Source organism: Streptomyces sp. NPDC047061, from assembly GCF_040643955.1.
Taxonomy (GTDB): domain Bacteria; phylum Actinomycetota; class Actinomycetes; order Streptomycetales; family Streptomycetaceae; genus Streptomyces.
On the sequence record NZ_JBEYVI010000007.1, the window covers coordinates 248,350 to 267,894 of the forward strand.

Here is a 19,545-nt window from a genome sequence, read left to right on the forward strand (position 1 = left end):
GGGCTCCTACGAGTGCTCGGCGGAGCCCCATCCTGGCATCGAGGGGTGGTTCAATCAACCACGCATGTGATTCATTGATGGTTCATCCATGCAGAACGGATGGTGGTTCAGCGTGACCGCCGGGGCTTCGCCGTGTGCTGCCCCGCGATGTGGTCGGTCAACGCCAGTGAGGCGCTGGCCCGTTGGTAGGAGAGCTGGGCGACCCGGACGTACAGGCAGTCGATGAGGACCAGCACCGAGTGGCGGGCGCCGATGATGCCGGTGGGGAAGCTGGTCTCCGAGGTGGAGGAGATGAGCCGGATGTCGGCGGCTCGGGCGAGCGGGGAACGCGGGTCGGCGGTCAGGGCGATCGTCGTCGCGCCGCGCTCCTTGGCCGTCTCGAACGGCTCGGTCGTCTCGCGGGTCGCCCCGGAGTGGGAGATGCCGATCGCGACGTCGGCAGGGGTGAGCAGGGCGGCCGAGGTGGCCGCGGCGTGCACCTCGGTCCAGCCGCGCACCGAACACCCGATCCGGAACAGCCGGGTCTCGGTCTCCTGCGCCACCGCTCCACTGCCGCCCACCCCGTAGACGTCGATGCGGCGGGCACGCGCCATGGCCTGCGCGGCCCGCTCGACCGCGTCCAGGTCGATCCGGTCCAGGGTCTGCTGGACGGCCCGCAGGTCCGCGGTGCCGACGACCTTCACGACCCGTTCCAGGCTGTCGTCCGGGGAGATGTCCGGACCGATCTCGGCCGTGCCCCAGTCGGAGACCTCGCCGCGGCCCCGCTCCTGGGCGAGTGCGATCAGCAGGTGCTGGTAGGAGTCGAGGCCCACGGCCCGGCAGAACCGGGTCACGGTCGCCTGGGAGGTGCCGGTGCGGCGGCCCAGTTCCGCGGCCGAACAGTGGGTGACGGCGGCCGGATCCTCCAGGATCAGCTCGCCGACCTTCCGCAGGGAGCCGGCCAGGCGCGGCAGCTCGGTACGGATGAGTGTGGTGACGTCCGTCGAGGGCATGAAGAGAAGGTATCAGCCACCGTCTGAGCGGTCGCTTGAATACCAGGACCGGAAGAACGCGGCATTGCACAGCGTGCGGCACGCATGATTTATTGATTCATCGATAGTGACGTAGTTGGGGTGGTTCAATCCATCCGGTTGTTCCCGGAAGCAGGGGAGTGCGCACGTGTCCGTCGAGTCCGCCAACGAGTCCGGGACCGGCCCGGTGAGCGCCGAACGCTTCGCCCGCGAAGGCCTCGACGCCCTCCACCGGCTCACCGGGTCCGCCCGCGCCGACGTCACCCGGGCCGCCGCCCTGATCGCCGACTGCGTCCGCGCCGACGGGGTCGTCCAGGCCTTCGGCACCGGCCACTCCCAGGCCATGGTGCTCGAGGTCGCCGGCCGCGCCGGCGGGCTGGTGCCCACCAACCGGATCAGCATCGCCGACCTCGTCCTCTACGGCGGCGAACACCCGAGCGTCCTCGACGACCCGCTCCTGGAACGCGAACCCGGAATCGCCGCCCGCCTCTACGAGCTCGCCGCCCCGCACCCCCAGGACCTCTTCGTCGTCATCTCCAACTCCGGGGTGAACAACGTGATCGTGGAGATGGCCCTGCACGCCAAGGAACGCGGACACCGCCTCCTCGCCCTCACCTCCCTCGCCCACACCCGGGCGGTCCCGGCCGGCCATCCCAGCGGCAGGAAACTCGCCGACCTGGCCGACGTGGTCCTCGACAACGCGGCCCCGCGCGGCGACGCCCTCCTCGAACTCCCGGGCGGCGGCGCGGTCTGCGCGCTGTCCACACTGACCGGGGTCATGCTCGTGCAGATGGCGGTGGCAGAGGCGGCCGGCCTCCTCCTCGCCTCCGGCGACCGCCCCCCGGTCTACGTCTCGGCGAACGTGCCCGGCGGCTTCGAGGGCAACCTGGAACTGGAGAAGCGGTACGCCGGCCGGATCCGGCGCACCGCGAGCTGAGCAGGCGTCAGCCGACCGGCGGGCGACGGCCGTTCCAGGGCAGCGCGACCTCCAGGGTGCGGGACACCTGGAGCAGCAGGTCCTCCCGCCAGGGTGCGGCGACGAGCTGGACACCGACCGGCAGCCCCGTGGCCTCGTCGTGGTGGACGGGGAGCGAGACCGCCGGCTGGCCGGTCACGTTGAACACCGAGGTGAACACCCCCATCGGATAGCTGTTCAGCAGAGCGGCCAGCGGATGGTCCTCGGTGCCCGCCCGCCAGGCACCGATGCGCGGCGGGAGACAGGCCATCGTCGGCGTGACCAGGAGGTCGAAGGCGCCGACGAAGCCCTCGACGATGCGCCGCGACAGGTGCTGGGCCCGCTGCACCGCCTCCACATAGGCCCACGAGTCGACCGACCGCGCCGCCTCGCGCAGCGCACGGTTGTGCGGCTCGACCCGCTCCGGCTCCGCGAGGTCGATCCCGGCGGCGCCGACGTTCCAGATGGTCGTGAACGCGGCGATCAACTCGTCCGTCGGCGGCAGCGGCAGCGCGGTGTCCACGACGTGGTGCCCCGCCGATTCGAGCGCCCGGAGCGTGACCTCGACGGCCGTCACACACGCGGGGTCCACACCGATCCCGTCGACGGGCGAGTCGGTGAGCACCCCGATCCGAAGCCCGGCCGGCGGCTCTGCCGCCATCGCCGCGGTGAACGAGCCGCGCGGGGACGGAGGCGACCACCAGGCGCCCGGATCGTGGCGGGCCAGCACGTCGAGGGCGGCCGCGGTGTCCGCCACGGTCCGGGTGACCACGCCGCTGGTACCGAGGCCCTCCACGACGACGGTCGCGTTGCCGACCAGGCCACGGGTGGGCTTGAGGCCCACAAGTCCGGTGCAGGAAGCGGGGATACGGATCGACCCGCCGCCGTCCTCGGCGTGCGCGATCGGCGCCATCCCGGCGGCGACGGCCACCCCCGCCCCGCTGGACGACCCGCCCGGCGTACGGTACGGGTCCCACGGGTTGCGCGAGATACCAAGGGCCTCGCTCTCGGTGAAGGGCAGGGCACCGAACTCGGACGTGGTGGTCTTGCCGAGCAGCACGAACCCCGCGTCCACGAACCGCCGTACGACCGGGTCCGAGACCGGGGCCGGTGCCCGCCCGGCGCCGGCGGATCCGCTGGTGGTCGGCCAACCGGCCACGTCCACAAGGTCCTTGACCGGCAGCGGGACACCGTGGAAGGGCGGCAGGTCGTCGGGCGACGCGGCCCGCACCACATGGTCGGCCGCCACGGCGGCGGCCTTGCGGACGTCGTCGTCGGCCCGGTGACAGAAGGCGTTGAGCCGGGGGTCCAGCTCGTCCATCCGCCGCAGACAGACCTCGGCCAGCTCGACGGGGCTGACCTCTTTCCGCCGTACGGCCGCGGCGAGTTCGACGGCCGGCGTGAACGAGTCGAGCGAATCGAACGAATCGCTGCGCTCGATCGGCTCGATCGGCTCGATCGGCTCGATCGGTTCAGTCGGTTCAGTCGGTTCAGTCGGCGAGCGCTTCATGAACGGTCCTTTCCGGTACGGGGCGTTGACGGGAACGCCGTCAGTCTCGGTGCGCCCGCATCGCTCCGTATTGGACGAATGTTCCGTACGCTGGCGCCATGCGATCCGCCCGAACGGCGCAGAGCGCCGCGCAGATCTGGGACATCGCCACCCCGGCGCGGCCCGGCCTCCTGCCGGGTGTCAGCATGGCCGGGTTCCGCGCCCGCACCGGGGATCCCGTCGACATGAGCGTGGTCCCGTACCCGGCCGTCACGGTGGCCTTCGACCTCGGCGAGCAGCCGTTCGGCGTGGACGCCCCCGACGGCGGACTGCACCGGGGCAGCATCGTCGCCGGGCTCGCGGCCGACGGCCTGCGCGGACACGGCCGCGCCATCGAGTGCCTCCAGATCCGGCTGTCACCGCCCGTCGCCCACGCGGTGTTCGGCGCCTCCGTGGAACTGGGCGGCGCGGTGGTCTCCCTCGACGACCTCTGGGGCCGCGACGGCACGCGCGTCCAGGAACAGGTACGGGCCGCCCGAACCTGGCCGGACCGGTTCGCGATCGCCGAGGCCGCACTCGTCCGCCGGCACGCGACCGGCCGTGCCGTCGACCCCGAAGTCGCCTTCGTCTGGCGGGAGATGGTCACACACCTGGGCGGGATCCGGGTCGAGCCGCTGGCGGCCGAGATCGGCTGGAGCCGTAAGCGACTGTGGTCCCGCTTCCGCTCCCAGACCGGACTCACCCCCAAACGCGCGGCCCAGCTGATCCGGTTCGACCACGCGGCCCACCGCCTCGCCGCCGGACACGGCGCCGCGCGGGTGGCGGCGGAGATCGGCTACGCCGACCAGTCCCACCTGCACCGGGACGTCAGGGCCTTCGCCGGGGTGACGCCGGCAGCGGTCTCCCACGCTCCGTGGCTGGCGATCGACGACGTCGCGTGGGCCGCGCCTGCCTACCTGGCGGGAACACCGCTGCGAGCCGCGGGGCGCGCCGAGCTCCGCGGATAGCCGCAGTGCCCGGCCGGTCCGCCCGGCGCCGTGTCCGGTCGGCGCCGTCCGGTGTCGCCCCGTGTCGCCCGGTGGCGTGTTCAGCCGGCGGGTGTCCTCCGCAGCCGGCGGTGGCGTTTCCTGGCCTGTGCCCTGGCCGCCTCGGACAGGGCGGGCTGGAGGCGGCGGGCGGCGTCCACGTGGTCGTCGGTCCAGATGATCCGGACCGCGACCGGGGTGGCCCGGCCCTGGCCGTCGCTGAGTTCGGTGCGGACGGACTCCACGAGCCGCGTGGCCCCCTCGGGCCGGAGCGGAACGGCGTCGGGGACGGGTGACCGGCTCCCGAGGCTCGCGGCGAAGACGTGGTACCAGTCGGTGACCAGGGCCGCCGATCCGAGGACGGCACGGTGCGCGTCGGCCCGGACGGCCTGGACACGGGCCACGTCCTCGCCCTGCCACAGCGAGACGACGGCGTCGGCGGCCAGCCGCAGCCCCACGACACCGGTGACGAGGGTGTTGGCGCAGGACAGCGACAGCGGCTTGGCCCCCCGTTCGGCGAGGTAGTTGCGGAACGCGTCGTCGAGGCGGCGGGCGGCGGCCGCCGCCACCCGGCCCTGGGGATCGGGATCGACGGGGTGGCGGTGGCCCAGGGCGTAGTGCACGGCGTCCCCGAGGTACCGGGCACTGTCGTCGTACGCCTCGGCGAGTGCCTTGTGGACGGCGCCCCGGGCGCCGCGCGGCCAGAAGAACACGGCCACGAGGACGCTGACCAGGCACCCCAGCGCGATGTCCTGGATGCGCAGCAGGACGATGTGCCAGTTGGGGTCGTGGCCGATGTTGAAGAGCACCACGAGCGTGACGGTGAACGCGGCCTGCCCGGCGGCGAAGGAGACGGCGGCCGGCGCGATCCCGGCGAACAGCACGGCCACGGGGAGCACGAACCACAGCGCGGTGCCGTGGTGCCCGATCAGATGCAGCAGCCCGCCGCCGATCACGGACCCGGCGACCGTGCCGAGGACGGCGCGGACGGCGTTCTGCCCCGTGCTGAGCGCGTTGGAACGCAGCACGGACAGGGTGCCGAGCAGCACCCAGAAGGAGTGCCCCACGCCGGTCACCCCGGCCAGGAACACGGCGATGCCGAGGCCGACCGCGCCGCGCAGGCTGTTGTGCAGCCACACCGAGTCGGGCCTGAGATGCGCGACGGCCCGTTCCCGGGCGGAGGCGAGGGGCGCGGCCAGCGCGCCCGGCTCACGGCCGAGCAACCGCTCGGGCCAGCTGCGCTGCCAGGCGGTGGCCGCCGCGTCGACGTTGTCGGCGATCTGCAGGACGGCGAAGCCGAGCTCCTGGGCACGGAAGGACACGTCCAGCGTGGCGATGAACCCGAAGACCTCCGTCGCGCTGTTCCCGCCGGGATGCTCGGCGGGCACCCGGACCGTGGAGCTGTGCTCCATCCCGGCCAGGGCCGCCCGCAGCTCCTTCGCGCGGGCCCGCAGCGGACCGGTGTCCCCGTTCAGGTCCGTGAGCAGGTCGCAGGCCCCCTCCAGGAGGTGGGCGGCGGCACGACGCACGGTGAACGCGGCCGGATCGCAGGTCGCAGGCTGGTCGGTGTACTCGGACCGGTCGACGAGGACCGCGCACAGCCAGGTCAGCTCGTCCACCAGCCGGACCAGGGCACGTGAGGTCGCGGACAGACCGGTGGGGCGGAACGTGGTGGCGTCGAACACCCCGCGCAGGTCGGCGCCGGTCCGTGCGGTCTGCTCCGCCCCCACCCGGCAGCGCTCGGCGTCCGCCACCGGCCCGTCCGGGCCCGGCAGCGACGCGCGGATCCGCAGATACCCGGCGGCGGCACGGCACACGGCCGCCGCCGGGGCGCTGAGCGGATCGGCGACGGGACGCGGCCACAGCAGGGCGACGGCCGGCAGTGCCACCGCCGCCGCCAGGCCCGCCCCGGCGAGTCGCGCGGGCAGCTGCGACAGTGCCACCGGGGCGCTGACCGGCAGGACGAAGGCCAGCAGGAGCGCCGTCGAGCTGCCGGCCAGCACCGAGCTGACCACGCCCGCGAAGAGGACCACGAACCCGATCACGACCGTGGCCGCCACGGCGAGCCGGAGGTCCCGCCCCGCCAGCGTCCCGGCACAGATCAGCACCAGCCACGCCACCCCGAGCGACGCCTGCGCCCGCAGCCGCTCCACCATCGGCCCGGAGTAGTCCACCAGCAGCAGCATCGAGAACGAGCCGAACGCGGCGTAACTCGCCATCGCCGGCGAGTGCAGCACCTCGGTGCACAGCGCGAACAGGGCGGGCATCACCAGCGCCGTACGCCCGGCCCGCCGGGTCGCCGCGAGATCCGGGTCCTTGCCGCGCAACCACGTCACCCAGCGTGGCGCCCGCCCCGACATGTCCACCTCCCGCCGGCCGTGGAGCAGCCGGCCCCGCTGCCGTGCCGCCCACACCACCCATATGCGGCCACCACCGCCCCGCCCGCAACATTTGCCGGGACGGCACGACGGCCGGAGGATCCCGCCGGCCGGCTCAGCGCACCGGGAACCGGTCCGCTCAGCGCACCGGGAAGCCGAACGAGTACCCCTGCTCCTTCAGCCACGGCAGCACCTCGCGCAGAGCGGCGACCGTCTCGGAGCGGTCGCCGCCGGCGTCGTGGAAGAGGATGGTCGGCCCGTTGGGCATCTCCTCCTCGACGGTGGCGACGATGGCGGTCGTGCCGGGGCGTTCGAAGTCCTTCGAGTCGACGTTCCAGCCCAGCGGGCGCATGCCGTGGGAGGCGGCGAGCTTGCGGCTGTACGGGGTGAAGGCGCCGCCCGGGGCACGGTAGTAGAGCGGCCGTACACCCCCGGACGCCTCGGTGATCATGCGCTCGGCGTCGAGGATCTGCTGGGACTGGTAGGCCTCGGACTTGGTGTCCATGGTCACGTCGTGGGAGACCGTGTGGTCGCACAGCCGGTGCCCGGCCGCCACCACCGCCCTGACCAGGTCCGGGTGCGCCTTCGCCTGCGGTCCGATCATGCAGAACGTGGCCTTCACGCCGTATTCCTTCAGCACCCGGAGCACCTCGGGGGTCCAGACCGGGTCCGGCCCGTCGTCGATCGTGATGTTCACGCCCCTGGCGCCCCGGTCCGAGGCGTGCGCGATCCCCATCGACACCGGGGCCGCCTTCGGCGCCGCACGGTGCGCCGAAGTCCCGGCCTCCGCATGCCTGTCGACGGGACCGGCCTGCGCGGTCCACAGCGAGGCGGCCACGGTCACGGCCGTGACCCCGAGCGCCGCCGCGGCCACCTGGCCGTACCATCCCCGTCCGCCGTGCCGCGCCATGTCCGCCCCGTTCCTTGTCGTCCGGTCCACCCCGTGCACCCGTCAGGACGGAGGACGGCGGGCACCGGATCCCTCCGTTACCGATCACGGACAATTCCGCGAGGGTTCTGCGACAGGCTCCCCACGAGACCTCTAACGCGGGGAGCGCCGATCGGTGTTGGCGCTCACGCCACTTCGTGCCGACCGCCCACGACCAGGTGGTCAGGAGTCGTACAGGGGGATGCGCGGTTCGCCAGCCGCCCGTCGGCGCCACGGCATCCGGGACGTCGGCCTCCCGGAGCCGGCTGATCCGTTCACCGCGATCACGGAAACAGGGATCCACTGGGCCGGAGTGCGGGCCGTCCCTGAAACTCTGAGGTAATTCAGAGAAAGGACCGGAAACCGGCAGGAGGCGGCCGCGAACGGTGCCGTATCGTGCGTCATGTCGGATTCGGCCGGGCGGTTTTCGCAAAGTGACGGTAAGGGTTTCCTTTAGTGAAATCGGCACCGTTCGGCCGTGGCTTAATTCCGCTGGTGGCCGACTTTCGATGCCCTGGAAATCGACATGAGAGCGCTTTCACAGACTTCTCATCCTTCTCGGTGATAGTCATCGGGCAGCCGCTGACCAGAAAACCCGAGGACTCGAGAAGTGCGAGGTGCATCCTGGTGTCCGAAACCGGCATGGGTGAAAGCACGGCACAAGAGGGAAACGCGGCGGAGGTCCGGTCGGCGGAAGCGGACCGTCGTGGCTTCACGCGCAGGGTCTTCCTGGCCGGCGGTGCCACCGCGTTCGCCGCGATGGGCGGAGCCGGCGCGGTGGCGTTCGCCACCGACGGCTCGACCGACACCCCCTCGGCCGCGGCCGACTACAGCGCGAGCCCGTCCCCCAGCGCGAGCCCCACCCGCGGGGGCGGAGGCGGCGGCGTCCTCGCCACGCAGACCATCACCGAGGACTTCTACCGCCTGACCACCGACGGCAGACAGATCGACGACCTCTTCACGCTCCACTCCGAGGGCGTCGACACCGCACCCGTCGTCGCGGCCGCCCAGGCGTTCCTGGCCGGGCTCACCGACGCCCAGAAGGCGAAGACGCAGTTCTCGCTGCGCTCCACCGAGTGGCGGACCTGGAGCAACCTCGACCCGGGGGAGTTCAAGCGGCAGGGCGTGTCGCTGGCCGACCTGACGGACGAGCAGAACGCACTGGGCTCCGCCCTGATGACGGCGGCACTGAGCGCCGACGGCCTGGAGACCACCGAGAAGATCCGCCGCCTCAACAACGCGGCCGGCGTCATGCTCGGCAAGGCCGACGTCTTCAACGACGAGCTCTTCTACTGGACCGTGATGGGCACGCCCTCGGCCACCGAGCCCTGGGGCTTCCAGTTCGACGGCCACCACCTGGTCGTCAACTACTTCGTGCTCGGCGACCAGGTCGTGATGAGCCCCTGCTTCTGGGGTTCGGAGCCGACGAGGATGGAGATCGACGGCGAGACCGTCTCGGTCTGCCAGGAGGAGGTCCAGGCGAGCCTGGCGTTCATCCAGTCGCTCACCGAGGCCCAGCAGGCGACCGCGATCATCAAGGCCACGAAGGCGAACGAGGACATGAAGGCGGGCGCCTTCGCCGACAACGCGGTCGTCGCCTACGCGGGCATCCGTGCCACCGAACTCACCCCGGCCCAGCAGCGCAAGCTCCTCGCGGTCGCCGAGGCGTTCGTGGACCGGGCCAAGGCCGACGTGGCGAAGGTGCGGATGGCCGAGATCCGCAGCCACCTCGCGGACACCTACGCGGCCTGGATGGGCGGCACCGGCGCCGACGACCCCCTTCTACCTGCGCGTCCACAGTCCGGTCGTCTGGATCGAGGTCGACTGCCAGGCGGCGGGGCCGCTCGGCGGCGCGTACGGCAAGACCCGCGGTGACGGACCCACCCAGCTGCACGTCCACTCCGTCATCCGCACCCCCAACGGCAACGACTACGGCCGGGAACTGCTCCGCCGGCACTATCTGACGTCACCGCACCACCACTGAGGCACGCGCTCGAAGGGCCCGCTCCGGTTCCGCCGTGACCCGGAGCGGGCCCGGCGGGCCCGTGGCCGGGCCCGCCGGTCCCGGGCAGCCGAACCTCAACCGGTGTGCAGGGCCTCAACTGCTGTGCAGGGCCTCCCTGATGGAGTCGACCGCGAGGTGCCGTGCGACGTTCGTGGCGTTCGTGTCGCGCAGGCTGTCGAGCATCATGAAGTCGTGCACCATGCCCTGGACCCGCACCGCGGTGACCGGGACGTCGGCCTCCCGCAGCTGGGACGCGTAGGCCTCGCCCTCGTCGCGCAGCACATCGGCCTCGTCGGTGATCACCAGGGCCGGCGGCAGCCCCCTGAGATCCTCGACGGAGGCCTGCAGCGGGGCCGCGTAGCGCTCGTGGCGCTGTGCCTCGTCGGTCGTGTACTGGTCCCAGAACCAGATCATGCCGTCCCGGGTGAGGTAGTAGCCGTCGGCGAACTGCTGGTAGGACGGCGTGTCGAAGTCGGCGTTCGTGACCGGGTAGAGCAGGATCTGCGCGGCGAGGTCGATGTCGCCGCGGTCCTTGGCCATCTGGGCGAGCACCGCCGACATGTTGCCGCCGACGGAGTCGCCGCAGACGACCATCCGGGACGGGTCGAGGCCGTACTCGGCGCCGTGCGCCACGACCCACCGGGCGACGGCGTAGTTCTGCTCGATCTGGGTCGGGTACTTGGCATCGGGCGCCCGGTCGTACACCGGGAACACGACTGCCGCCTGCGCCCCGGCGGCCAGCTCCCGGACGAGACGGTCGTGGGTGTTCTCGTCACCGAAGACCCATCCGGCGCCGTGGATGTAGAAGATCACCGGGAGCGCCCCGTTGATGCCCTCGGGCTTGATGACATGGGCGCGTACGGTGCCCCACTCGCCCGCGTCGACGTCGATCCAGCTCTCGTCGGCGGGCGGTTTGGCCACCCCCTCGCCCGTCTGCAGACCGGCGAGGATGTCCCGCCCCTGCGGGGGCGGGACCTCGTAGATCCGCGGGTGGGCTGCGGTGGCGTCGGCGAGTTCGCGGGCCGCGGGCTCCAGGTAGGGGGTGGGCGGCGGGGGCAGATTCTTCATGACGAACCTCCAGGAAGTGCCGATGCCGCGGCGGTGGGGTGCGGCCGGCCGCGCGTCTGCGCAGGTCACCACCCGATGGGCGGGGCACCGCTGGTGCGCCGGCGGCGAGGCCGGGCGGGCGACATCGCCTTCCAGCCTGGCACCGGACCGCGAAGGCGGCATCACGTGACCGGCGCCGTACCGTAGCCCCCGCGCTACGGGCCGTGGGGGCAACTGGACAAAGGGGCCGGGCGCTGGCCAGTATGGGCCACACGGATCCGGTGACTGGACCCATCGCGTGGCAGAGAGCAGCGGAAGCCGCCCCTTTCGAGCATCCCGGGGTTGACCATTGGACGAGCTGTTCGGGCGGGACGAGGAACGTGGCCGGCTGACGGCGGCGCTCGACGACGCCCGGCGCGGGATGAGCGGCGTCCTGGTCCTCAGGGGCGGGCCCGGGAGCGGCAAGAGCACCCTCCTCGACCACCTCCAGGCGGGCGCGGCCGCCGACTTCGAGATCATGCGCTTCGACGCCGTGGAGTCCGAGGCCGAACTGGGCCTCGCCGCCCTGCACCAGCTGCTCAGGCCGCACCTGTCCCAGCTGCCCAAGCTGCCCGACCCGCAACGCGCCGCCCTGGGCCAGGTCTTCGGGCTCGAGGAGCGGACCAGCCCGCCCGACCGTTTCCTGGTCGCCCTCGCGTCGCTGGGGCTGCTCGACGCCCGCGCCGACGACCGGCCCCTGCTGTGCCTGGTGGACGACGCCCACTGGCTGGACGAGGAGTCCGCCGCGGTGCTCGCTTTCGTGGCCCGGCGCCTGCACGCCGACGCGATCACCATGGTCTTCGCCGCCCGCACCCACCCCGACCGGGTCGACCATCTGGCCGGACTCCCCGAACTGGCCGTGACCGGCCTGGCCGCGGACGCGGCCGCAATGCTGCTGGAGTCGGTGGTCCCCGGGACCCTCGACCCCGGTGTTCGCGACCGGGTCATCGCCTTGACCGGCGGCAACCCCCTCGCGCTCATCGAGGCGGCCCGGGAACTGAGCGCCGACCAGCTCAGCGGCGAGACACCGCTGCCCGAACCGATCCCGCTCGGCCGCGCCCTGGAACGCGTCTACCTGCGCGAGGTGCTGGCCCTGCCCCCGCAGACCCGCCTCCTCCTGCTCACCTCGGCCGCCGACCCGACCAGCGACCCGAACGTGCTGTGGCGGGCCGGCCCGGAGCTCGGCTTCGACGCCGACGCCGCCGCGGCGGCCGAGGAGCACAACCTCCTCTCCATCCGGGAGACCGTCAGATTCCGTCACCCGCTGATCCGTTCGGCCGTCTACTACGGCGCCCCTCTCGCCCGACGGGCCAGGGTGCACGCCGTTCTCGCCGAGGTCGCGGCGGATCTCGGCGAGGTCGACCTGCGCGCCTGGCACCTCGCGGCGGCCGCCACCGATCCCGACGACGACGTCGCGGCGGAACTCGACCGCGCCGCCGCCCGCACCCGCGACCGCGGTGACTGGACCGGCAGTTCCTCGCTGCTGGCCCGCTCCGCCGCCCTGACCCCCGACCCACCCGCCCGGGCCCGTCGCCTCCTCGCGGCGGCCGAGGCGAGTGCCGTCGCCGGCTCCCCGGGCCGGGCACAGGCGCTGCTCGACGAAGCGGCCGCCTACCGCGACGACCGGCGGTACAACGGCCTGGTCCAGCGCGTCCAGGCACGGATCCACCGGCTCACCGGCGCACCGGCGGCAGCGACGTACGCCCTGCTGACCGCGGCCCGGGAACTGGGCCCGGTCGACATCCGGCTCGCCCGCGACATCCTCGTGGAGGCGCTCGTCCAGGCGCAGATCAGCGGCTCACTGGCACCCCAGGGGGCGACGCGCCGCAGCGTCGCCGAGACGGTCCGCTCGCTGCCGCTGCCCGCCGGGACGCGGACCACCACGGGCGACGCGGTGCTGGAGGCCGACACCGCCGTACACCTCGAAGGGCTGGCCGGTGCGAGCCCCCTGCTCCGGCAGGCCCTGGCGGCGGTACGGGACGAGGAGTCGACCGCTCCGGAGCTGTTCCAGCTGCTGGCCGCGGCCTGCTCGCACGCCACCCTCCTCGGCGACGACGTCACCCTGCACGCACTCGCCTGGCGGCTGCACGCCGAGGCCCGGCGGCAGGGCGCGGCCATCCCGATGGCCCTCGCCCTCAGCCACACCGCTGTCTGGGAGCTGATCGCCGGCCGTCTCGACGAGTCCGAGCGCCTCTTCGACCAGCGGGCGGCGCTGGAGGAGGCCCGCGGCTCCCAGCTGTATCTCGGCGCCCTGCTGATCGCCGCCTGGCGCGGCCGGTTCGAGGAGGCCCACACGCTGGCCGAGGCGGTGCGCGAGCACGCCGCCCGCACCGGACAGGGCTACCAGCTTGTCTTCCTCGACTACGCCCGGTGCGTGGTCGAACTGAGCCGGAGCCGGTACGAGGAGGCGTACCTGAGCCTCGCCGGCCAGATCGGGGAACTCTGCCAGGCGAAGTTCGCCCTCGTCGACATGGTCGAGGCGGCGACCCGCAGCGGCCGCCAGGACGAGGCGCTGGGCCTGCTTGAACTCCTGACCCGGCTCGCCGGGCGCACCCCCGTTCCGGGTCTGCTCGGCGACCTCGCCCGCGCCCGGGCCCTGACCACCGCAGACCCGTCGTCGGCCGAGAAGCTGTACGTCCAGGCCATCCGGCACCACGAGGAGGTCCGCGGTCCCCTGCGCCGGGCCCGCAGCCACCAGCTCTACGGCGAATGGCTGCGCCGGGAGCGCCGGACCGGGGACGCCCGGCACGAACTGCGCACCGCCCACGAGCTCTTCGACGCCATGGGCGCCCAGGGCTTCGCCGCCAGGACGGCACAGGAACTCTCCGCGGCCGGCGACTCCCTCCCCGCCGGTGCGCAGGCACCGAGCGGCGGCGGACTCACCCCGCAGGAGGCCCGGGTCGCCCGGCTCGCCGCGGGCGGCGCCACCAACGGGGAGATCGCCGCCCAGCTCTTCCTCAGCGTGCACACCGTCGACTACCACCTGCGCAAGGTGTTCCGGAAACTCGACGTCCACTCCCGCCGGGAGCTCGCCGCCCACCGCGACCGGCTCACCTCGGCGTAGTCCGGAATCCAGGCCACCGTTCGCGGTGATCATATGGAGATATGTCGAAGTCCTCGGGCGGGGCTGGCTCCGGGCCGTACCCACCTCGAAACTGTCAACTGTCCGCCGGTGGCGGCCTGTTCGAGGGAGCAGTCATGAAATCGCGCCTCCAGTGGAGCCACGGACGAGGAGCGCAGGCCGTCGTCGCCCGCAGACAGGCCTACGCGGCCGAGGTCCTCGTCAAGTTCCTTGTCCTGGTCGGCCTGCTGTACATGCCTGTTCTCCTCTTCCACTGGGGTGAGTGGATCCCGTTCGCCCTGGCCGGTGGCTACCTGTTCTGGGAACTGGGCCGCATCAACAGCGCACTCGGCGAGCTTGCCGACCTCTGGAACGAGCAGCGCGAGCAGGAGCAGGAGCCGGCTCGGACCGCCGCCCTCAAGTGACCTGGACTTATCAGCCGACATGCCCCGGACTTCTCAGCCGACCTCCCGGACCAGCTCGATCGCCCGCCCCAGCGTGGTGAGCCGGTCCTCCAGGGTGTCGCCGCCCGGGTAGAGGCGGACGGTGTCGACGCCGGCGCCGCGCCAGACCGCGAGGCGCTCGCGCACCATGGCCTCGGTGCCGATCAGCGTCGTACCGAGCACCATCTCCTCGGTGACCAGAGCGGCCGCACCGTCCCGGTCGCCGGCCTGCCAGCGTTCGCGCACCTCGGCGGCGACTTCGGCCCAGCCCTGTCGGCTGTAGGCGCCGTTGTAGAAGTTGGTGGACGCCGAGCCCATTCCGCCGAGGCTGAAGGCCAGTTCCTTCCTGCGTCCGGCGACCATCGCGCCGAGCGCCTCCTCGTCGGCGGCGAAGGCGACCTCCGCGCCCTGGCAGACGTCCAGGTCCGCACGGGTACGGCCGCTGCGGGCCAGGCCCTCGTCGAGGTGCGCGAAGTAGGCGTCGGCGGCGCCCTCGGGCACGAAGCTGGTGCCCAGCCAGCCGTCGGCGGCCTCGCCGGTCAGCCGGAGCATGGCGGGGGAGAGCGCGGCGAGGTAGACGGGGATCTCGTGCTCGGCGCGCATCGACAGCCGCATCGGGACGGCCTCGCCGCCCGGCAGCGGCAGGGTGAACTCCGCGCCGGAGTACGAGAGCCGGCCGCCGTCGACCACCCGCCGTACGATCTCCACCGTCTCGCGCATGCGCCGCAGCGGCCGGGCGAAGGAGACGCCGTGCAGCCCTTCGATCACCTGCGGGCCGGAGGCGCCGAGGCCGAGCAGGAAGCGCCCGCCGGACAGGTTGGAGAGGGTGATGGCCGTCTGGGCCACGGCCGTCGGGGTCCGGGTGCCGAGCTGCATGACGCCGGAGCCGAGCAGCATCCGGTCGGTGAGCGCCGCGTAGTAGCCGAGCGCGGAGGGCGCGTCGGAACCCCAGGCCTCGGCGACCCAGCAGACGTCCAGGCCCAGCTTCTCGGCCTCGACGACGAAGTCGCCCTGCTGGGACCAGTGTGCGCCGCCCGAGGCCTCGATCGTGGTCGCCGTCCGCATCACGCCTCCGCCCGCTTCTTGATCTGCGCGAGGGTGGCGGTGATGCCACGCTCGAACTCCCGCAGCCGTACGAACACGATCTTCTGCTCCTTGTCGGGCATCCGGTCGATGGCGAGGGACAGCCCGGAACGCCCCGGCCCCAGCTGCATCCACTGCGACAGTTCGGTCCCGCCGTCCTTCGGGCCGAGCCGGAACCGCCAGACCGCGGAGGGGTCGGCGGGATCCTGCACCGCCCAGGCGAACACCGACTCCGGCTCGCACTCGATCACATGGGAGGTGGTCTCCCACTTCCCGAGCGCCTCGTGCTCACTGCGGCCGACGAACCGGGCCCCCACCGCCGGAGCGGCGGCCCCGTCCAGCCAGGTGACGGAGACGAGCTCCTTGCTCATGTCCGGCATCAGCTCGATGTCGCTGACCAGGGCCCACACCGTGGCCGGTGGGGCGTCGATCCAGGTCCGCACCTCGATCGTGGGTTTGTCCGCGTAGCGCGCGCCCGTCCACTCCAAGACCGTCGGCCTCCTTGCCGTCCAGCGTTCCGACCTCAAGAGTTGCTAGATGAGACTCTCCATGTCAAGAGCCCTGTCGAGAGGTGGTGCGCGCGCGGCGCCCGGGTGGTGGTCAGTCGGTGCCGAACCGCCGGCGGATGTCCGGCCGCTGCCTGAGCCGCTCGGGATACCCGGGCCCCATCCGCATCGAGGTCTCTTCCGACCGCAGCGGCGTACGGCACTGGGAGCAGACGACCTCGGCGGTCGTGTCGTGGTCGCAGGCCTCGTGGTGGAAGACCACGGGCACGCCCCGCTCCCCGGCCAGCCACCGGTCGCCCCACGCGGACATCGCGGCCAGCACCGCGAAGAGGTCCCGCCCCTTCTCCGTGAGGACGTAGTCGTAGCGCGGCGGCTCGGCCTCGTACAGCCGCTTCTCCAGGATCCGCTCGTCCACCAGGTGGCGCAGCCGGTCGGTCAACGTGTTGCGGGCGATGCCCAGTTCCTGCTGGAACTCGTCGAAGCGGCGGATCCCGTAGAACGCCTCCCGCACCACCAGCGGCGTCCAGTGGTCACCCAGCAGATCGACGGTCCGTGCGATGGAGCACGGCCACTTGGCGAACGAGGTCCGTTTCATGCCTCCACGATAGCGAGTCTCATGATGAAACCCAGCAGCTTCTCCCCGGGCTCGTAGTCACCGGACCGCCCGCACCACGAACCCCACGGGATGTGCGCGGCCCGCGCAGGCCGCAGCATGAAGCGGGGGCCGCGCCGCCCGCCGGGCGGCCGTGAACCGTGGATCGAGGTGTCCGACCATGAAGATCGAGGGATCCGTCGCGCTGGTGACCGGGGCGAACCGGGGCATCGGGACGGCGTTCTGCCGTGCCCTGCTGGCCCGGGGCGCGGCCAAGGTGTACGCGGGCGTACGCAGGCCGGAGGACCTCACCGGGCCGGGTCTCGAACCGCTCCGCCTCGACGTCACCGACCCCGGGCAGGTCGAGGCCGCCGCGCGGACCGCGTCCGACGCGACCATCGTGATCAACAACGCGGGCATCCAGGCCGGGCCGCCCCTGCTGGAGGGCTCCCTGGACGGCGCCCGGCAGGAGCTGGAGGTGAACTACCTGGGCACCTGGGCCGTCTCGCGGGCCTTCGCACCGGTGCTCGCCGCCAACGGGGGCGGCGCCCTGGTGAACATGCTGTCCGTGGCGTCGTGGCGCTCGACCAAGCGGTTCCCCAGCTACGCCGCGTCGAAGGCGGCGCAGTGGTCGGTGACCAACGCGCTGCGGGTCGCCCTGCGGGAGCAGGGGACGCTGGTCGTCGGCGTGCACGTCGGCTGGGTGGACACCGACGCCACCGCGGGGCTCGACGAGCCGAAGACGGACGCTGCCGAGGTGGCCGCGCAGACCATGGACGCGATCGCCCGCGACGAGCCCGAGGTCCTGGTCGACGAGACGGCCCGCCGGGTACGCGCCGCGCTGTCCGGCCCGCTCGATCTCCTCTACCCGACCGGCTGATCACGCGACCTGATCGTGCGACCGTGGAGTCAGCAGATCGACTCGACACAACGGTGAGGTGGAGCCATGCAGACCGACTTCGACGTCGTCGTCCTGGGAGCCGGGCCGGGCGGCTACGTGGCCGCGATCCGCGCCGCCCAGCTGGGCCTGCGCACGGCCATCGTGGAAGGCCGCTTCTGGGGTGGCGTCTGTCTGAACATCGGCTGCATCCCGGCGAAGGCGCTGCTGCGCAACGCCGAGGTCGCCCAGCTGATCCTGCACGACGCGGAGAAGTTCGGCGTGAAGATCAGCGGAGAGGTGGGCCTGGACTACCGCGCCGCCTACGAGCGCAGCCGGGTGGTGGCCGACGGGCGCGTCAAGGGCGTCGGCTACCTCATGCGCAAGAACAAGATCGAGCAGTTCGAGGGGCAGGGCACCTTCCTCGACCCCCACACCCTGCAGGTGCGCCTGAAGGACGGCGAGACGACGCTCTCCTTCCGCTCCTGCATCATCGCGACCGGCTCGACCGTGAAGCTGCTGCCCGGTACCTCGCTGGGCAGGCGCGTCGTCACCTACGAGGAGCAGATCCTCTCCGACAGCCTTCCGGCGAGCATCGTCATCGCGGGTGCCGGGGCCATCGGCGTCGAGTTCGCCTATCTGCTGCGGTCGTACGGCGTCGAGGTCACGCTGGTGGAGTTCCTGGACCGGATCGCCCCGCTGGAGGACGAGGAGGTCTCCGCCGAGCTGACCAGGCGCTTCAAGCGGCAGGGCATCCGGGTCCTGACCTCCACCGCGGTGCGGTCCATCGAGGAGACGGCGGACAACGTCCGCGTGACGGTCAGGTCCGGCGACTCGGAGCAGGTCCTGGAGGCGGAGAAGGTCCTGCAGGCCACCGGCTTCCAGCCGCGCACGGCCGGCTACGGCCTGAACAGCACCGGGGTACGGCTCACCGAGCGCGGCGCGATCGACGTCGACGGGTACTGCCGCACCAGCCAGCCGCACATCTTCGCCATCGGCGACGTCACGGCGAAGCTGATGCTCGCGCACACCGCCGAGGCGATGGGCATCGTCGCCGCGGAGAGCATCGCCGGCGCGGAGACCATGGAGCTGGACTACCGCATGATCCCGCGTGCCACGTTCTGCCAGCCCCAGATCGCCAGCTTCGGCTGGACCGAGGCCGAGGCCCGCGCCCAGGCCTTCGACGTGCGGGTGGCGAAGTTCCCCTTCACGGCCAACGCCAAGGCGCACGGCCTCGGTGACACGGTCGGGTTCGTGAAACTCGTGAGCGACGCCCGGTACGGCGAACTGATCGGCGGCCACCTGATCGGACCGGACGTGACGGAGCTCCTGCCCGAGCTGACGCTCGCCCAGAAATGGGACCTCACGGTGCACGAGCTCGCCCGGAACGTGCATGCCCACCCGACGCTGAGCGAGGCGGTCCAGGACGCCCTGCACGGGCTCGCCGGACACATGATCAACCTCTGACGGGCCGCCCCGGCACCCCGGGCCTACGCGTCCCCGGTGCCCGGACTACGCACATCACGGGATCTCGCGCGCTCCCGTGCCGGACACGATCGGCGGGAAGAGTTCGACGCGAGACAAAGCGAGGATCCATCGCATGCCCATGATCGACGTGTACGCCGCCAAGGGGCTCATCAAGGACCGCAAGGCCCTCGCGCAGGATCTCGCCCAGGCGATCATGCGCTGGGAGAAGGTGCCGGCCATCCCGTTCTTCTCGGACAACACCGCCGCGTTCGTCCACGAGCTGGACGCCGACGGGTTCTCCACCGCGGGCGGCGGCAACGACCACGTGCGGGTCACCGTCACCACCAACGCGGGCGCGCTCGACCGGGAACAGCAGCTCGGCCTGGTGAAGGAGCTGTCGGAACTGGTGGCCGCCGCCGCGGGCGACCCCTCCCTCGCCGAGCGCACCTGGGTCGCCCTGACCGAGGCCGTTCCGGGCGGCTGGGGCATCGGGGGGCACGCCTACACCAACGAGGAAATCGTCCAGCACGTACGCGAGCTGCTGGGCAAGGCCTGACACTCCGGGTGGGCCCGGGCCGTCGTACGACGGCCCCGGGCCCCCCCCAGCACCAGCCGGGGGCCCCCGGGGGTGTAGGGATAA

General features: G+C 72.4%; 17 protein-coding genes. 9 read left to right on the forward strand and 8 right to left on the reverse strand.

The annotated features are described in order from the left end of the window. Positions 1-107 precede the first annotated feature (107 nt). The gene (locus ABZ887_RS14505; protein WP_361287971.1) at positions 108-992 is read right to left on the reverse strand and encodes a MurR/RpiR family transcriptional regulator; all 885 of its coding nucleotides are present in this window, start codon (positions 990-992) and stop codon (positions 108-110) included. A gap of 166 nt (positions 993-1,158) precedes the next feature. Between ABZ887_RS14505 and ABZ887_RS14510 the strand changes: the two genes are divergently transcribed. Continuing rightward, positions 1,159-1,947 carry an SIS domain-containing protein gene (locus ABZ887_RS14510; protein ID WP_361287974.1) on the forward strand — a complete coding sequence of 263 codons (789 nt, stop codon included), beginning with the start codon at positions 1,159-1,161 and terminating at the stop codon, positions 1,945-1,947. A 7-nt stretch (positions 1,948-1,954) separates the two neighbouring features. On the opposite strand, the gene ABZ887_RS14515 is transcribed toward ABZ887_RS14510, so the two are convergent. After that, on the reverse strand, positions 1,955-3,475 hold the full coding sequence (locus ABZ887_RS14515) for an amidase (protein ID WP_361287977.1): 1,521 nt from the start codon (positions 3,473-3,475) through the stop codon (positions 1,955-1,957). A 98-nt stretch (positions 3,476-3,573) separates the two neighbouring features. Between ABZ887_RS14515 and ABZ887_RS14520 the strand changes: the two genes are divergently transcribed. Next, positions 3,574-4,461, forward strand: a complete 888-nt coding sequence (locus tag ABZ887_RS14520; protein WP_361287980.1) for a helix-turn-helix domain-containing protein — start codon at positions 3,574-3,576, stop codon at positions 4,459-4,461. A gap of 80 nt (positions 4,462-4,541) precedes the next feature. On the opposite strand, the gene ABZ887_RS14525 is transcribed toward ABZ887_RS14520, so the two are convergent. Further along, positions 4,542-6,839, reverse strand: coding sequence for an FUSC family protein (locus tag ABZ887_RS14525; protein WP_361287983.1), 2,298 nt, complete (start codon positions 6,837-6,839; stop codon positions 4,542-4,544). A 157-nt stretch (positions 6,840-6,996) separates the two neighbouring features. Beyond that, positions 6,997-7,767 carry a polysaccharide deacetylase family protein gene (locus tag ABZ887_RS14530; RefSeq protein ID WP_361287986.1) on the reverse strand — a complete coding sequence of 257 codons (771 nt, stop codon included), beginning with the start codon at positions 7,765-7,767 and terminating at the stop codon, positions 6,997-6,999. Positions 7,768-8,427: 660 nt separating this feature from the next. On the opposite strand from ABZ887_RS14530, the gene ABZ887_RS14535 reads away from it, so the two are divergent. Beyond that, positions 8,428-9,660, forward strand: coding sequence for a DUF3500 domain-containing protein (locus ABZ887_RS14535; protein ID WP_361287989.1), 1,233 nt, complete (start codon positions 8,428-8,430; stop codon positions 9,658-9,660). Beyond that, entirely contained in the window at positions 9,599-9,769 is a 171-nt protein-coding gene (locus ABZ887_RS14540) for a hypothetical protein (RefSeq protein ID WP_361288057.1), read from the forward strand. Before ABZ887_RS14535 ends, ABZ887_RS14540 begins: the two co-directional genes overlap by 62 nt. A gap of 114 nt (positions 9,770-9,883) precedes the next feature. Here the strand turns inward: ABZ887_RS14540 and ABZ887_RS14545 are convergent, their stop codons facing one another. After that, positions 9,884-10,858 carry an alpha/beta hydrolase gene (locus ABZ887_RS14545; RefSeq protein WP_361287991.1) on the reverse strand — a complete coding sequence of 325 codons (975 nt, stop codon included), beginning with the start codon at positions 10,856-10,858 and terminating at the stop codon, positions 9,884-9,886. Between the two features lie 328 nt (positions 10,859-11,186). On the opposite strand from ABZ887_RS14545, the gene ABZ887_RS14550 reads away from it, so the two are divergent. Both ABZ887_RS14550 and ABZ887_RS14555 read left to right on the forward strand, forming a co-directional pair. Next, positions 11,187-13,940 carry an AAA family ATPase gene (locus ABZ887_RS14550; RefSeq protein WP_361287994.1) on the forward strand — a complete coding sequence of 918 codons (2,754 nt, stop codon included), beginning with the start codon at positions 11,187-11,189 and terminating at the stop codon, positions 13,938-13,940. Positions 13,941-14,074: 134 nt separating this feature from the next. Beyond that, the gene (locus ABZ887_RS14555; protein WP_361287997.1) at positions 14,075-14,362 is read left to right on the forward strand and encodes a hypothetical protein; all 288 of its coding nucleotides are present in this window, start codon (positions 14,075-14,077) and stop codon (positions 14,360-14,362) included. A gap of 33 nt (positions 14,363-14,395) precedes the next feature. On the opposite strand, the gene ABZ887_RS14560 is transcribed toward ABZ887_RS14555, so the two are convergent. The 3 genes from ABZ887_RS14560 to ABZ887_RS14570 all read right to left on the reverse strand — a co-directional run bounded on the left by ABZ887_RS14560 (position 14,396) and on the right by ABZ887_RS14570 (position 16,564). Beyond that, positions 14,396-15,445 carry an LLM class flavin-dependent oxidoreductase gene (locus tag ABZ887_RS14560; RefSeq protein ID WP_361288000.1) on the reverse strand — a complete coding sequence of 350 codons (1,050 nt, stop codon included), beginning with the start codon at positions 15,443-15,445 and terminating at the stop codon, positions 14,396-14,398. Beyond that, positions 15,445-15,951 (reverse strand): SRPBCC family protein, encoded by a 507-nt coding sequence (locus ABZ887_RS14565; protein ID WP_361288003.1) that lies wholly within the window; start codon positions 15,949-15,951, stop codon positions 15,445-15,447. The genes ABZ887_RS14560 and ABZ887_RS14565 overlap by 1 nt, the downstream gene beginning before the upstream one ends. 112 nt (positions 15,952-16,063) lie before the next feature. After that, entirely contained in the window at positions 16,064-16,564 is a 501-nt protein-coding gene (locus ABZ887_RS14570; RefSeq protein ID WP_089104936.1) for a helix-turn-helix domain-containing protein, read from the reverse strand. A gap of 178 nt (positions 16,565-16,742) precedes the next feature. On the opposite strand from ABZ887_RS14570, the gene ABZ887_RS14575 reads away from it, so the two are divergent. The 3 genes from ABZ887_RS14575 to ABZ887_RS14585 all read left to right on the forward strand — a co-directional run bounded on the left by ABZ887_RS14575 (position 16,743) and on the right by ABZ887_RS14585 (position 19,461). Next, complete coding sequence (locus ABZ887_RS14575) at positions 16,743-17,441, forward strand: SDR family oxidoreductase (RefSeq protein ID WP_361288007.1); 699 nt, start codon at positions 16,743-16,745, stop codon at positions 17,439-17,441. 66 nt (positions 17,442-17,507) lie between these two features. Then, positions 17,508-18,905 (forward strand): dihydrolipoyl dehydrogenase, encoded by a 1,398-nt coding sequence (lpdA, locus tag ABZ887_RS14580; protein WP_361288010.1) that lies wholly within the window; start codon positions 17,508-17,510, stop codon positions 18,903-18,905. 133 nt (positions 18,906-19,038) lie between these two features. Beyond that, positions 19,039-19,461 carry a hypothetical protein gene (locus ABZ887_RS14585; RefSeq protein ID WP_361288013.1) on the forward strand — a complete coding sequence of 141 codons (423 nt, stop codon included), beginning with the start codon at positions 19,039-19,041 and terminating at the stop codon, positions 19,459-19,461. Positions 19,462-19,545 lie beyond the last annotated feature (84 nt).